The organism is Nodosilinea sp. FACHB-141 (assembly GCF_014696135.1).
Taxonomy (GTDB): Bacteria; Cyanobacteriota; Cyanobacteriia; order Phormidesmidales; family Phormidesmidaceae; genus Nodosilinea.
In genome coordinates this window covers 308,719-321,705 of sequence record NZ_JACJPP010000007.1, presented here as the reverse complement: position 1 = coordinate 321,705, position 12,987 = coordinate 308,719, and the positions used below count along the sequence as shown (strand labels likewise).

Below are 12,987 nucleotides of genomic sequence, written 5' to 3'. Positions count from 1 at the left end.
ATTGCGGCCTTTTACCATAAAGCTCCTGGCGACCAATAGCAGGTCGATCTGGCGAGAATACCCCTACGCCTTAGACTATTAAGAAGCGTTGCAAATGATGTCGTGACCAATATTCTTTCCCGTCCTCGCCTGCGTCAGGTCGAGGCTCTGCCTCTACGGACCCTCTGGGTTGATATGCTCACCGTGTTCTGGGGCGACTGGCTCGATTTGCGGGTGCGCATCCCACAGGTGGCAGCATCGGGGCTGGTGTCACCGCTGATCTACATCCTGGCCTTTGGCTTGGGCCTGGGCAGCGCCATCGACCAGGTGACTACTCCCTCAGCAGGCGAGAACTATCTAGAGTTTATTTTGCCGGGTATGGTGGCGCTGTCGTCAATGGTGATTAGCTTTGGTGGCACCACGTTTTCGATCTGCGGCGATCGCCTGTTTACCAAAACTTTTGAGGAAATGCTGCTCTACCCGGTGCGTCCCTTGGCGCTGCACTTGGGCAAAATGCTGGCGGGCATCGTGCGCGGGCTGATGACGGCGGGCTCGGTGATTCTGGTAGCGATTCTCTTCACTGGGCGGTTCTGGAGCTTTGTGAATCCCCTGTTTTTGCTGCTGGTGGTGCTCAATTGCGCCGTGTTTGCCGGTCTGGGAGTCATTGTCGGGCTCAACGTCAAATCCCTCGAAAGCGTTGGCTTATTCAACAACTTTTTGATTGTGCCGATGTCGTTTTTGGGCGGCACGTTCTTTGACCCCGGCACTCTGCCTATGGCGCTGAAGGCGATCGTTTACCTGCTACCGCTTACCTATACAACAATCGGCCTGCGGGCAGCCGCCTACAAGCCCTTAGGCGAATTTCCCTGGTACTCAATCCCCATTCTGCTAGCGGTGGCAGGGGTGCTGGCGGCGATCGGAGCACGCCAATTTTCAACCCAGCAAGATTAGGGCTGCTGTTTTGGTCTTCAGCTTCCGGACAGGGGCATTCTCAACAGGAAGAGGTTAATACAGCCGTGGGAAGGGTGTCTATAAATGCCGGGAATGCGACGGGCCGACAGACGTAATTCAAACGACGACAACGCGATTCAGCACCCGCAGGCGAAGCGGGCTGAGCCGATACCGTACAACGAGCTTCGGCAGATTCTCATTAACGTGCGATCGCAACGGGATGAGGCTAAGGATCAAGTTGTCGAGAAAGAGCGACAGCTAGAGGAAAGCCAAACGCTTTATCGAGAGCAAGGGGAAAAGCTGCAATCGACGATTGTTCTCTTTCGGGAAACCCAAGAGCAGGCGAGTTCGTATCTGACGCTTTATACCGAGGAGAAAGCCAAAAGTAGCGAGCTTGAGGTCAAGTACAACGAAGCTCACCAAGAGTCTCAGAACTACCTGGCGCTGTACAAGCAGGTTGAGCAAGAGCTGAAATTTGAGCGGCGTTCTAAGGCAGGAATTAAAGGATGGGAGACCCGACGCAAGCGGGAAAACGAGCGGTTGAAGGAAGAGATTGGCCAAATGGCGATCGTCCTGCGCGAGTCGCTGACCAAAAAGGATCAAGCTATTCAGAGCTTGGAAGATGTAGCATCCCGGATGGATCGAATTCAGAGGTTAGTAGATTCAGTTGATGGTGAGGTGGCCAATAATCCAGTAGGAATGCTGCAAAAGTTTCAGCGGATATGGACTGCTGTTAGGGAAATCCTGGCGGAGTAAAGAACAGGTAATCCATGAGCAACGATTCAGCTTCAATAATTCCGGCTTCACAACCTGCGACCCTGGGCGATCGCCTCCGCAACATTGCCGAAACCTTACGGCAGGAAACGGATACGCAGATTAAAGCTACCTCCCGGATACTGGGTGCGGCAGCCCAGATAGCCCAGAACCACGATCGGCTCATTGGTGAGGTAGTGGAGATGGTCGAAGAGGATTTGAGTCAAAGGGATCAGAGCGAGGCTCCAACTACTTATGAAGTTGCGGATCTAAAGCAGGAATTTAAGACTCTCAAAGCCGCTAAGGCTCATTTCGATATCAAGGCGAATAGCTGGGATTCTTTGGCAGCAAAACTGAATGAGGTCAACGAGATTTCTGGCAGCAGCGAAACCTGGATTCCAAATTCTGACCACAGCAGCCAAGTACTAGAGCGGCTCGATCGCATCGAGCTGGAGATTAGATCCCTTCAGGGAAGTATGGATCAGGTATTGGGACTGCTGCTGCAGATGATAAAGCAGAGCTAAGCGTCTTGCCTGAGTAATGTCTGGCATTGGTCGCAAAGTTCTCTATTGCAGGCCGCTTACTTCTCTAATTACTCTTTGGCTTTTAGCAATGCGATCGATCGCGAGAGGCGAGCCTGGGTCTGAATCATCAGCGGCCCGCTTAGCCGCAGCCGCCCCAGGGTGAGAAATATCAGTCCCAGCAGCAGATTGACCCCAGCTACGGCCCCGATTGCCTGAAGCCAGCTCAGCCCTAGAGATTGAGCAAACGCCACGCTGGCGACAACGCCGAGCACAACCGCTGTGGTAACTAGACCAATGCCGATGCCCAGCAGAATAAACCCACTGATCAACCGTCGGCTTTCGTAGTTAGCCTCTTGCACCGCCACGTTGAGGTGGGTATCGATCAGCACCGTCATCAGACGCCACAGTCGTCGAAAGTAACCTTCGATTTGGTCAAAGGTGGAGTCAGAGCTAGCCACGCTTGCCTCCCAAGATCAGACCCAACACAAAGCCAAGGCCCAGGGCGATTAGCAGGCTTTGCCCCAAGTTGCTGCGAGCGCGTTTCTCAAGCTCGGGGAGCATTTCAGCCTTCAGCTCTTGGATTAGGTTTTCGGTGCGCGATTCGAGGTCATCGAGCAGATTGTCAATGCTGGTTTTACTTACCCCCAAGGGCTCAGTAGCGTCTAGGACAGTAGATTTTAGGGCAGACGATATTCCATTGATGGAAGACTTGCGAGAGACATTGCTCAAAACCGGTGGATCCACTTCGACCAAGTCAGCTAGCTCATTCAGATGGCGGCGAATGCGAGTTTTGGTATTATCCATTTCGCTGCTGATATAATCCACGGCCAGCTCTAGGTCACCTTTGGTGGCCAGCAGATTATCTTCAGTTAGTTGAGGCCATTCCGATAAAATCAACGGCACCATGGCGTCGAATTGATGCTTAAAGGCTTTTTTAGCGTGAGTGATGGTATTTTTTTTAGCCATAGCTCAAGACGATTCCCATAGGGATAAGGTTGGGCAGGGTAGCTGAGCTAGTGGCAAAGGGTTTAGGAAACCCGTCGTTTGCGGCCTCGCCGTCGAAACACTAGGTACAGCAGCACACCTACTACCAGCAGTACCAGAATCGGCACTGCGATCGCCAGTACCGAAAGGATAGTCGAGCTGGCCAGCTCGGTCGTCGAAACCGCGATGTTGCCTACCGGGCCACCCGCCGCTGTGGAAGCTAGCCGAGCTAAGCCCGTAAACGCCTGGGTGCTGCTGGCCACGCCGCCACCGGCAATCAGGGCCAAGCTCCACTGCAAAAAGGGGTTCATGTCGCCACCTGTGACGGCAGCCGTGAGTATGGTGCCTGCGATCGCCGCTGCTGGCAGCTCCACCGCATCCATCAAATTATCGACGACTGGCACAAAATAAATCAGCACCTCTAGGGCCGTAGCGGCGGCAAAGGCCAAAATAGCAGGGGTTGTTCCCATCCAAGCCATGTTGGGGGACAGGGCCAGATAGCCCTGTTGGGAAGCTATCCCCGCCACCAAAAACGGCACCAAAATTCTAAACCCGGCGGCGGTGCTGAGGCCAATGCCAATGGCAATGTGCAGCAGTACATCCATGTTTCCCCAGGGTTAAACGCCAGTAGACCCAGTGTATGGGGAGATTGCAGGAAATGCGCCGGGTCAGCGCTAACCTTTAAGCGGCCTGTTGCCTAGCCTGTGGATCGGTCAATCGTCTCCGACGGGGAGGACAGGCTCTACGAAGTTTTGATCTAGGGAAAACACCTGCCCATCAATAAACAATCGGGTGATGCCTTTCGCCTGCAGATAGGAACTGGTGGTTTGCAGCAGACTGCCATCGGGCACTTTGACCACCCGCTGGTTGCGGCGCGAGAAGCGACGGGCCACATTGTGGTTCTCAAACACCGGTAACGTACGGGCATCTCCTTCTTCTTCGGGAATTTGGCCCAGCTCCGCGAAGGTACGTAGGGGCAACACGACCAGCTCCGACGAGGTGCGCTCTACAACGACGTAGCACAGGGGCGGCAGAGCCGCCGCCGTGAGAGGAAAAATTTCTAGGGTTTCGAGGTTAGCGGCAGCGCCATTACCGCTGTCCCAGGGGTAGACGTTGTCGTCATCATCGTCATCGTCGTCATCGTAGTCGTCGTCTAGGCCAACGGTGTCGTCATCCCAGTCGTCCTCAAGGGCCTCGGCGACGTCAAAGACTTCAGCCGGTTCGATTTCGGGGGCGGCGGCTTGAGCCTCAGCGAGAACAGTCTGAGCTGACTTCAGCACGGGCCGGGCCGGTTTTTCTGGAACCGGATCTGGCAGCGAGAGCTGGGCGGGCTCAGGGTCTACTGTGGGCAAAGCTGCCATCGTTTCGGCAGGTGCATCTACGACCTCTGCCACGGGCTCTTCCACCGCCCGCGATCGCCGCTTGCGCAGGGGTTTAACCTCGCTAGCGATTACCTCTTCTGCGATCGGCTCAGCTATGGGCAGGGCTGTGGGCTCAGTCGGCGCCGCCTCGGGCAGCACTTCAGCGGCTCTCTTGCTGCGAGGCTTGGTTTTGGGCTTAGGGGAAGGCTTCGCGTCTACGGCAACAGGCTCTGCTTCAACTACAGCAGGCTCTGGCTCAACTACAGCAGGCTCTGGCTCAACTACAGCAGGCTCTGCTTCAGCTACAGCAGGAACAGTGGGCTCTACTGCGGCCACAGCGGTGTCTACAACGATTGTCTTATCGGTGGTGCCTCGCTTTTGCTGAATTAAGATGCTGTACTCGTCTTCAGGCAGACTGGCTTTGAGCAATCTGCTAATGGTGCTGTTACTTACCCCGTAGCGTTCCGCTAGGGTTGATGTGGTCTCTTGGGGCTGGCGATACAGGCTCAAGATAGAAGTCTTGTCAGCCTCGGTCAGCTTTTTGGGTGCCATGCCATGGGTTCCGTAACAATGCCATCTAACATTCTAGAGCGCCTTACCCCCGCCGCCGTCGCGGGCTCCGCCGGGAATTCACAGAAACAGCGTTCTCAACTACTGCTCCCAAGCCAAAAAACACCGCCGAAAACGTCCAGAAGACTTCCCACAGACTGCCTTCTACGTAGGTGTCCGTGTTGACGGCGTAGGCATAAAACGTATCGGCGATGTAAAGACAGAAGGCGGCGATCGCAATCAGCTTCCACGACTGGGAGTAGCGCCCACCCCAAAAAGCCACCAGCAGGGTGCCGGCAATAATCAGCAGCACAATGTCGCCAATCTGATACAACAGGCCCACCCCAGCCTCTAGGGGTTCAAGGATCGCATCAAGCTGAAGTACCCAGCCGGGGGCCGATGAAGCTTCGGTGACAGGCTCTGGCACCGCTGGGGGCACCACCTCAGGCGCGGCCGGAGGTACTTCCTGAGCCAAATAGAATGCTGGGGCTGGGGCTGGGGGCACTACTGCCGCCTCTGCCGCTGCCAGGTTGACAAAAATCGTCAGCAGAATGCCGCCCAGCCCAATGCCGACCACAATCAACCATTGAGAGAACTCCAGGTTTAAGCGTCGGGGCAGCACCGCCTTAAACATGCCGGCGGCCAGAAAGATATAGCTAAAGATATAGAAAAAGTCGCCCAGCGACACCGCCGGATCTAGACCCCAAACGTTGCCCCAGAGGAAAAAGAAAATGTTGCCAAAGACGTAGGACAACAGCCCTAGGCCAATCCAAAACCAGACGTTGCGCCCACTGACAATTTGGGTACTGCGCCAGTTGCGGAAGCACAGCAGCGAGGCGAGAAAAAACGCGCCGGTTTCTAGCAAGTTAATGCCCAGCACAAACCAACCAGGTTGGGCACCATCTTCCTCCGGAGCGGTAAATAGCAGAAAGAACAGCAGGGTAGCCACGCCCCAAGCGATGCAGGCCCCCACCAACAGCGGGGTAGACGAGGCACTAGCAGATGACGGGGTTGATGACTTGCTCAAAGGTTCACTCCTAACGGAACTCAACGGCACCCATGCCAACGAGAAAACTGCGGCTGACCCCAAGGGTAGGTCTTCACCATCGCAGCGATCGCCTGACCCTAAACTGGACCTGGCGCAACGCCTGAATTGTACCGACTCCCCACTGCCTTGCGCCGTCAGCCTGGCAGAATCGTCCTAATTAGTCGTGCAGAGCAATAATTCTTAAACTCTCGCCAGGTTGCCCGTTGCCCAGCCAGAAAGCCTTGCCCGTCCTAAATCCAGCTCCTGCCCCCTGGTGACTGCTGTAACCACCGCCGAAACAGAGCCTGTTCATTAGCGGTTAGGTCTTCGACTGCCTCTAGGGCGCGATCGGCAAAATTGGCGTTGCCAAAGTAATCCTTGCCCATTCGGTGGGTTTCTTCTAACAGACGTTGCAGATGGTGATCTTGCCAGGGCGGCAACTGCGGCATCGCCAACGGGTCTACAGTTAGCAAGTTCTTGACTGCATCGGGAGTCACCGCTTGGGGAAACTTCCAGGCGGCAAACACCTTGCTAATGTCACCCTCAAATTGGCGCGCCTGCTTGGCCCCCAACAGATCTTCCACATCCATGTACAGCACTTGGAGCATCAGCAGGCAGGCTTTGATGTAGGTGGCCTCCGCTGGCGGGGTGCCTGTATCAGGGCCAGCGTCATCAAACTGGTCGAGGCGAATTTTGCCCCAGATGCTGAAGCGATCGGGTTCTTCGAGCAGCACGCAGGCCTTACCCCGGTTGTCGGTCAGGTCGCGCCACAGTGCCCTAGCGTCGTCTTCCTGGGCGGCAGTAAACACACTCAGCAGCCGAAAGGTTTGCCCCTGGTACGACAAAATTGGAATTTGCTGATCTTTTTGAGGATGGTGCATCGTTTTGATGTCAACATCCTGCCGCTTGAGGATAAACATGTTATGGCCTGCTGACTCCTAACTGAGGTGAATACCTGCAGTAGGCGGCGGCTGCAACGGTAAACCGCACCCTTATTACTGCGTCATCGTGATGGGATAAAGTTTGGCAACCCCTCGAAAACAGTGAGTTTTATAAAGTGAGTGACTTATTTTAGCGGCACTCACCGCCCTGGCAGCATTTGCCGCTGTTTTTTCAATATTCTATTCGCCCTAGTCTGCCCTGAGAGCGACCCATACCCCATAAAATGTAAAGTGATTACGTTAGGGCCATTAGCTCAGCGGATAGAGCAACCGCCTTCTAAGCGGTCGGTCGCTGGTTCGATCCCAGCATGGCCCGTTGTTTGCCCATAAGGGTTTAGCCTTTGGGGCATAACCCCTATCAGCAGCTTACCGCCGTCGCTGTGCCCAAGCTGTGACCCTTGTTGGCCTTTGGTCCCTGGCACTGGGCAATGGGGAAACGAAAAAGCTACCCTGGCTATAGTCCCAAATCCAGCCAGGCAAACCCTTTGGACGACGCAGATCTACAGGCCAAACTCAAAAAGCTAGAGGCAGAACTCAACACCGCTGCGCCTCCAGCTACCCGACACTCCACCGACAAACCAGCCCCAGCACCCCAGCCTTGGATGCAACGGCTAAAGGGCAACGCGCTGTTGCCGGTGTATCTTGTGGCCATTCCCTGGGCGCAGGAGATGATTGATCAGGTGGTGTTTGGCGGTCGATGGAATCTGCCTCTGCACCCCCGCAGCATTGAGGGCATACCGGGCATTTTTTTGTCGGCCATCTCTCACTCAGGGTTTGCCCACCTGATTGGCAACACCTTTGGGTTCCTCATTTTTAGCTGGTTGATTTTGGCTAAAAGCCGTCGCGACTATTGGATTACCCTGCTGGTGGGCTGGCTCGGAGGTGGCGTGGTGGCCTGGCTGCTCGGCCCCAGCAGCGTGCACGGGTTGAGCGGTGTGGTGTATACCCTATTTGGCTATCTGCTTTGCATTGGCTGGCTAGAGCGTCGGGTAGTGCCGCTGCTGATTTCGATGTTTGTGCTGATTAACTACAGCTATTTTATTTTTGGCATGTTCCCAACTCAGCCGATGGTGGCCTGGTGGGGGCATTTGTTTGGCTTTCTGCTGGGGATTGTGGCGGCTTACAGGGTGTATCAGGAGCCGGGGCGGCAGAGGTAGGAGAGTAGATGGGTGGATGAGTGGATGGGTGGCGTAGATTCGGTTAGTGATCCATCCAATCTAAAAATCAAGGGGCGTGACAGTTTTGAGTTCGTCGGGCTGTGGAGACACCCAGGCTTGTAGGGCTGTAAGACGGGGTACGTAGAGGGGATGGCGGGGTTGGCCGGTGCGGTTGTGGCCCAGGCAGCGGCACTGAGGGTGAAAGGGGGTTAGCAGGGTGAGGACGGTGCGATCGCGCCCTAACCAGTTCCCCCAGTTTCCCCAGGCCAGCAAAATCTGGTCGGCCTGATGCGCGGCTGTGCTCAGAGCGGCATCGTTCTCAGGGCCGATGGGATCCTTGGCTTGGCGTAGGGTCTTGGGGTGAGGGCTGCGGTAGGCGAATAGGTTGACTACAGCGATCGCCCCAAAGCCCCAGCCTTGGGCTAAGCCAATGCAGCGACGAATAGTGGGGTCGTCTACGCTACCGTCGGCCTGGCTGGGGTTGAGCATGATGATGGCTAGGGTGGGGCCCGCGCTCCACCGCCGCCCGAGGCTGTATCGGTAGCGACCCGTGGGGTCGAAGGTGGCCGAACGTTCCATAGCCAATAGCTGCAACATTTGTTTACATTGGAGAGTAGGGCGCGGTGGTTCTGACCAGGCGGCGAAGATCGTTGCTGAGCACCCAGCACTCTACTCGGAGACCGACGGTTTGACCATTTTCTCAACGTTTAGTCCAGCAGTGCGCAACAACCTGGTGGTGCTGTTTGCGGCGGGGCTGTGTTTTTGGGCAGGGTTGGCGGGCCTGCTGCCAACCCTGCCCCTGTTCATCGAAACTCTGGGGGGCAGCGGCCAGCAGATTGGCATTGTGATGGCCTCTTTTGCCGTGGGGTTGCTGGCGGCCCGGCCCTACCTATCGCGCCTGGCCGACGAGCAAGGCCGCAAGGTGGTGATGATAGTAGGATTGGGGGCGATCGCGATCGCCCCCTTTGGCTACCTGCTAGTGCAGTTTTTGCCCCGTGCGATCGTGCCGTTGTCGCTAGGGGGGTACAGCATCACGCTAGATAGCTCGATTCTCGCCATGATGGGCATTCGCGCCTTCCACGGGTTGAGCATTGCCGCTTTTGTGGTGGCCTACAGCGCCCTGGTGCTAGATCTAGCCCCGCCAGCGAACCGAGGTGAGCTGATTGGCTACATGACCCTAGTCAACCCCATTGGTCTGGCCCTGGGGCCTGCCCTTGGCGGCTTTCTCTACGAGGCCACGGGGTTTACCACGGCATTTTTGGTAATGGGGCTATTGGGCATAGTCGGTTTAGTCTTGGTGGCGCGGCTCCATGAGCCTTACCAACCGCCCAGCACTGTAGAAGATGCTGGCTCGCAGGAGTTTTGGGGCCAGCTATGGAGCGGACGAGTGCGCACCCCGGCAATCATTTTGCTGCTGGTGGGGCTGGCCTTTGGCACCCTGAGCACCTTTGTGCCTCTCTACGTGCGGGAAGCAGGCTTGAATTTGAATGTGGGCCTAATCTACACCGCTTCAGCCCTGGCAAGCTTTATGTCGCGTCTCATTGCTGGTCGGGCCTCCGATCGCTACGGACGGGGGCGCTTCATTACCGCTAGCCTGCTGATCTATAGTTTGGGCATGGCCATGTTCTGGCTGGCCCGCAGTGCGCCAATGTTCTTGCTAGCAGGGTTTGTTCAAGGTTTTGCAGGCGGCACCTTAATTCCGATGATTGCAGCGCTGATGGGCGATCGCTCTAGCCCCAGCGATCGCGGTCGCACCTTTGGCCTAGCTATGGTCGGCTTTGACGTGGGTATTGCCCTAGCTGGCCCCATCTTTGGCACTATCGCCGACCAGCTTGGCTATAGAGGAATTTTTGGCCTATCTGGGGTGATGACGATGGTGGGCCTGGTGGTTTTCGCTACCGCCAACAGTAAAGATCTGGCCCACTCCCTCAGGTTTGCCCTAGGGCATGGCCGAGATATCTATGCGATCGACCTACCCAATCCCAGCTCCAGCAACGCTGGGTAGTCTGATAGTCGCCAAGGGGGACAAATCGTGGGGGTTCAAAGCCTCAGGTTGATGACCTGCCTTGAACCGGACACCTTAAACCCTGAAGCTCAAACAGCTAGAGCTTGACCAATCTGATTGTGACAAGCTCTAGATGTTCAGTTAAAACGGGCGAGGAGGGATTCGAACCCCCGACACCGTGGTCCGTAGCCACGTGCTCTAGTCCACTGAGCTACACGCCCTCGTGCAGGCTTTCGATATTAGCATATTCTTTTGCGCAGTTTAAACCCATGACAAAAAATCCTTTGGCTTCGGCGGCACTCACCCATCTCGATGCCCAGGGCCAGGCCCACATGGTGGATGTGGCCGCTAAAGCTCAGACAGTGCGCGAGGCCGTCGCCGTCGCTACCGTTGTCATGCAACCCGAGACTCTGGCCACCATAGAGGCGGGTAACGCCCCCAAGGGCGACGTACTGGCCACTGCTCGCATCGCTGGCATTATGGCGGCCAAGCAGACCGCCCACCTAATTCCCCTCTGCCACCCTCTGCCGATTCAGAAGGTGGAGGTGCAAATTACCTCCGATGCAGCGCTGCCTGGTTACCAAATCCAGGCCACGGTCAAAATTAAGGCCGAAACCGGGGTCGAGATGGAGGCCCTCACTGCCGCCAGCGTTGCCGCCCTCACCCTCTACGACATGGCCAAGGGGCTGGAAAAATCTATTGAGATCCGCAATATTCGCCTGCTGAAGAAAACCGGCGGCAAATCGGGCGACTACGAAGCGAAAGCGTAACTGTTGCCTTTCAAAGATAGCCGGTAGCTATCCTGCCACTGTGATCCTATGCCCATCGCCTTACTCACCGATTTCGGCTTTCAAGACAGCTACGTGGGCGTGATGAAAGGCGTCATCGCCACAATAGCCCCCACAGCCCAGCTCATCGATCTCTCCCACGCTCTGCCGCCGCAGGATCTCTATGCGGCGCGGTTCACCCTGCTCAGCGCCTATCCCTACATGCCGCCTGGCACGGTTTACCTAGTGGTGGTCGATCCGGGGGTAGGCACCCAGCGGCGGGCGGTGGCGGTGCGGACTTCCCAAGGTATTTTTGTGGGACCAGACAATGGGGTGCTCAGCGGCATTTGGCAGAGCAATTGTCAGAGAAATCAAGGCATTGTGAAGGCGGTAGAGCTGACGAATGTGGACTACTGGCGATCGCCCCACCCCAGCACCACCTTCCATGGGCGCGACATCTTTGCCCCAGCAGCGGCTCATTTAGCCAACGGCGTGCCGCTAGATAACCTGGGCGCCAGGATCGATCCTCAATCCCTTATCAACCTCCCTTTGCAGGCTCCGATAGCCACAGCCAAGGGATGGACAGGCGCAGTTCAGTACATCGATCACTTCGGCAATGCCGCTACAACTCTCCTAGCCAGCACAGTCACCGTTAGCGACTGGAGCGTAACGATAGGGGAGCGGACGCTTCCAGGCAGCCAGACCTACGAGGACGTTCTTACGGGGCAAGGGCTGGCGCTAGTGGGCAGCCATGGTTTTGTGGAACTGGCGGTGAACCGGGGCAGCGCCCAACAGCAGTTTGGGCTAGCAGTGGGCGATCGCGTTGAGTTGACCCTGCACCCTAGCCCTGCACCGTGCGACCCTGCATAGCTCCCTGAGCGTTGCCCTGGGGCTGGCGGTGGGTTGTGGCTACCCAGGCACGGTAGTCTTCCACCAGCTGTCGCTCAATGCGGTGCTTGATGGTACCGAGAATGCCGCTCAAAAAGGTCTTGCCGGTGCGATCGAGCACCGAGGCCGGCAAAAAGCGAATCGGGGGCGGCAGTTCTAGATGAATTTGCAGGTCGGCCTGGCCCTGGAGTTCGGTGTAGTTGGATTGGCGATAGGGCGTGAGGGTGCCCTGCAAGGCCATGCCAAAGGAGTCATTCACAAAGCTGAGATACTCAGGGCCTTTGACTCGGCAGGCCACCGATTCTAGCCGCAGGGTGCCGTCGGTCAGGCTCCAAACCCGCAGGTCGGCAGTGGGCTCAATGCTGATGCCAAAGAACTGTAAGGGTCGCAGGCTCAGCCGATACAAGCCGTCGCCCAGCACCTCAATGCGGCGCGGGTCGGTAATCGCCTGCACCAGGCGCTGGGGCTGCCGCAGGTAGTGCTCAATGGGAATCGCCTCGTTGGGCACCCGCAGGCGCAGGGTTTGGTTGGCGTGGAATTCTTTCATAAATGAAAGCTACCTGAAAAGGGGTACGACCAGGGGCAGATGAAGTTTTGTAACCCCTGTTTAACAATTTAGTACGCCTTTCAGGATTCGTGGTGTTCACCAGGCACCGTTGGGCACCTTAAGAAGCTTTGCCTTGCGGCGGATGGGGAGATCCTCCCCGACGAGATTCGGCTCTCCGACTCGCAGCTTTTTCTGAGAGGGCGTTACATAGAGTTACTACTCACTCAGGGTCGATTGCACCCAAGGAGACTGCAATGACGTTTACTCCTACTCACGTGCTGATTTCGCGCACAAAAGAGACTCCGGTGCAGCTTGTTGCCGGAGCTCAGGGCTACTGGCTCTACACCGAAGTCGAAGCGCAGAAGGACACTACCCCTGCCTTTGAGCTACGCCCCAAGCTAGGTTTCTACTGCCGTGGGCATCAGGTCGTTGGCTTTAGCCTCCAGCCACTAACGGCTCGGACCGCCGCTCATTCAGAGGCCACCCAGCTAGCCAAGTAGCTTGATGCAAATAGCTCGATGCAAAGTCTGACCTCAGCTGGCCAAGGCGTAGGG

16 protein-coding genes and 2 tRNA genes are annotated in these 12,987 nt (G+C 56.5%); 9 read left to right on the top strand and 9 right to left on the bottom strand.

Annotated features, from left to right (window positions below):
- Positions 1-174: 174 nt before the first annotated feature.
- From H6F59_RS04880 to H6F59_RS04870, 3 genes are all read left to right on the top strand, one after another.
- Positions 175-930 carry an ABC transporter permease gene (locus H6F59_RS04880; protein ID WP_199325644.1) on the top strand — a complete coding sequence of 252 codons (756 nt, stop codon included), beginning with the start codon at positions 175-177 and terminating at the stop codon, positions 928-930.
- 84 nt (positions 931-1,014) lie between these two features.
- Positions 1,015-1,686 (top strand): hypothetical protein, encoded by a 672-nt coding sequence (locus H6F59_RS04875; protein WP_242021272.1) that lies wholly within the window; start codon positions 1,015-1,017, stop codon positions 1,684-1,686.
- 14 nt (positions 1,687-1,700) lie between these two features.
- Complete coding sequence (locus H6F59_RS04870; RefSeq protein ID WP_190695892.1) at positions 1,701-2,207, top strand: hypothetical protein; 507 nt, start codon at positions 1,701-1,703, stop codon at positions 2,205-2,207.
- A 68-nt stretch (positions 2,208-2,275) separates the two neighbouring features.
- Here H6F59_RS04870 and H6F59_RS04865 read toward each other — a convergent pair whose 3' ends face one another.
- The 6 genes from H6F59_RS04865 to H6F59_RS04840 all read right to left on the bottom strand — a co-directional run bounded on the left by H6F59_RS04865 (position 2,276) and on the right by H6F59_RS04840 (position 7,048).
- On the bottom strand, positions 2,276-2,665 hold the full coding sequence (locus tag H6F59_RS04865; RefSeq protein ID WP_190695890.1) for a phage holin family protein: 390 nt from the start codon (positions 2,663-2,665) through the stop codon (positions 2,276-2,278).
- The gene (locus H6F59_RS04860) at positions 2,658-3,173 is read right to left on the bottom strand and encodes a hypothetical protein (protein WP_190695887.1); all 516 of its coding nucleotides are present in this window, start codon (positions 3,171-3,173) and stop codon (positions 2,658-2,660) included. Before H6F59_RS04860 ends, H6F59_RS04865 begins: the two co-directional genes overlap by 8 nt.
- A gap of 62 nt (positions 3,174-3,235) precedes the next feature.
- Positions 3,236-3,796 carry a DUF4126 domain-containing protein gene (locus H6F59_RS04855; RefSeq protein WP_190695883.1) on the bottom strand — a complete coding sequence of 187 codons (561 nt, stop codon included), beginning with the start codon at positions 3,794-3,796 and terminating at the stop codon, positions 3,236-3,238.
- Between the two features lie 108 nt (positions 3,797-3,904).
- Positions 3,905-5,104, bottom strand: coding sequence for a hypothetical protein (locus H6F59_RS04850; protein ID WP_190695879.1), 1,200 nt, complete (start codon positions 5,102-5,104; stop codon positions 3,905-3,907).
- Positions 5,105-5,147: 43 nt separating this feature from the next.
- A complete protein-coding gene (locus H6F59_RS04845) occupies positions 5,148-6,128 on the bottom strand; it encodes a hypothetical protein (RefSeq protein WP_190695876.1) in 981 nt (326 codons plus the stop codon).
- A 251-nt stretch (positions 6,129-6,379) separates the two neighbouring features.
- Positions 6,380-7,048 carry an Npun_F0813 family protein gene (locus H6F59_RS04840; RefSeq protein ID WP_190695873.1) on the bottom strand — a complete coding sequence of 223 codons (669 nt, stop codon included), beginning with the start codon at positions 7,046-7,048 and terminating at the stop codon, positions 6,380-6,382.
- A 264-nt stretch (positions 7,049-7,312) separates the two neighbouring features.
- On the opposite strand from H6F59_RS04840, the gene H6F59_RS04835 reads away from it, so the two are divergent.
- Together H6F59_RS04835 and H6F59_RS04830 are read left to right on the top strand one after the other, a co-directional pair.
- Positions 7,313-7,385 (top strand) — tRNA-Arg (locus tag H6F59_RS04835).
- A 169-nt stretch (positions 7,386-7,554) separates the two neighbouring features.
- Entirely contained in the window at positions 7,555-8,226 is a 672-nt protein-coding gene (locus H6F59_RS04830; RefSeq protein WP_190695870.1) for a rhomboid family intramembrane serine protease, read from the top strand.
- Positions 8,227-8,286: 60 nt separating this feature from the next.
- Here H6F59_RS04830 and H6F59_RS04825 read toward each other — a convergent pair whose 3' ends face one another.
- A complete protein-coding gene (locus H6F59_RS04825; protein ID WP_242021271.1) occupies positions 8,287-8,805 on the bottom strand; it encodes a DUF1643 domain-containing protein in 519 nt (172 codons plus the stop codon).
- 109 nt (positions 8,806-8,914) lie between these two features.
- Between H6F59_RS04825 and H6F59_RS04820 the strand changes: the two genes are divergently transcribed.
- On the top strand, positions 8,915-10,231 hold the full coding sequence (locus H6F59_RS04820) for an MFS transporter (RefSeq protein WP_190695851.1): 1,317 nt from the start codon (positions 8,915-8,917) through the stop codon (positions 10,229-10,231).
- Between the two features lie 147 nt (positions 10,232-10,378).
- Here the strand turns inward: H6F59_RS04820 and H6F59_RS04815 are convergent.
- Positions 10,379-10,452, bottom strand: a tRNA-Arg gene (locus H6F59_RS04815).
- Between the two features lie 48 nt (positions 10,453-10,500).
- Here H6F59_RS04815 and moaC point away from each other — a divergent pair.
- Together moaC and H6F59_RS04805 are read left to right on the top strand one after the other, a co-directional pair.
- A complete protein-coding gene (gene moaC / locus H6F59_RS04810; protein WP_190695849.1) occupies positions 10,501-11,001 on the top strand; it encodes a cyclic pyranopterin monophosphate synthase MoaC in 501 nt (166 codons plus the stop codon).
- 48 nt (positions 11,002-11,049) lie between these two features.
- Positions 11,050-11,868, top strand: coding sequence for an S-adenosyl-l-methionine hydroxide adenosyltransferase family protein (locus tag H6F59_RS04805; RefSeq protein ID WP_190695846.1), 819 nt, complete (start codon positions 11,050-11,052; stop codon positions 11,866-11,868).
- Here the strand turns inward: H6F59_RS04805 and H6F59_RS04800 are convergent.
- The gene (locus H6F59_RS04800) at positions 11,840-12,433 is read right to left on the bottom strand and encodes a DUF1997 domain-containing protein (protein WP_190695844.1); all 594 of its coding nucleotides are present in this window, start codon (positions 12,431-12,433) and stop codon (positions 11,840-11,842) included. The genes H6F59_RS04805 and H6F59_RS04800 overlap by 29 nt on opposite strands.
- A 254-nt stretch (positions 12,434-12,687) precedes the next feature.
- On the opposite strand from H6F59_RS04800, the gene H6F59_RS04795 reads away from it, so the two are divergent.
- The gene (locus H6F59_RS04795) at positions 12,688-12,933 is read left to right on the top strand and encodes a hypothetical protein (protein ID WP_190695842.1); all 246 of its coding nucleotides are present in this window, start codon (positions 12,688-12,690) and stop codon (positions 12,931-12,933) included.
- The last annotated feature ends 54 nt before the right edge of the window (positions 12,934-12,987 follow it).

Bases quoted from the DNA above. Each gene is read 5' to 3' on its own strand.
- H6F59_RS04850 (WP_190695879.1), bottom strand. From the start codon at position 5,104: ATGGCACCCAAAAAGCTGACCGAGGCTGACAAGACTTCTATCTTGAGC.
- H6F59_RS04870 (WP_190695892.1), top strand. From the start codon at position 1,701: ATGAGCAACGATTCAGCTTCAATAATTCCGGCTTCACAACCTGCGACC.
- H6F59_RS04795 (WP_190695842.1), top strand. From the start codon at position 12,688: ATGACGTTTACTCCTACTCACGTGCTGATTTCGCGCACAAAAGAGACT.
- moaC (WP_190695849.1), top strand. From the start codon at position 10,501: ATGACAAAAAATCCTTTGGCTTCGGCGGCACTCACCCATCTCGATGCC.
- H6F59_RS04880 (WP_199325644.1), top strand. From the start codon at position 175: ATGCTCACCGTGTTCTGGGGCGACTGGCTCGATTTGCGGGTGCGCATC.
- H6F59_RS04875 (WP_242021272.1), top strand. From the start codon at position 1,015: ATGCCGGGAATGCGACGGGCCGACAGACGTAATTCAAACGACGACAAC.
- H6F59_RS04825 (WP_242021271.1), bottom strand. From the start codon at position 8,805: ATGGAACGTTCGGCCACCTTCGACCCCACGGGTCGCTACCGATACAGC.
- H6F59_RS04860 (WP_190695887.1), bottom strand. From the start codon at position 3,173: ATGGCTAAAAAAAATACCATCACTCACGCTAAAAAAGCCTTTAAGCAT.
- H6F59_RS04805 (WP_190695846.1), top strand. From the start codon at position 11,050: ATGCCCATCGCCTTACTCACCGATTTCGGCTTTCAAGACAGCTACGTG.
- H6F59_RS04855 (WP_190695883.1), bottom strand. From the start codon at position 3,796: ATGGATGTACTGCTGCACATTGCCATTGGCATTGGCCTCAGCACCGCC.
- H6F59_RS04800 (WP_190695844.1), bottom strand. From the start codon at position 12,433: ATGAAAGAATTCCACGCCAACCAAACCCTGCGCCTGCGGGTGCCCAAC.
- H6F59_RS04840 (WP_190695873.1), bottom strand. From the start codon at position 7,048: ATGTTTATCCTCAAGCGGCAGGATGTTGACATCAAAACGATGCACCAT.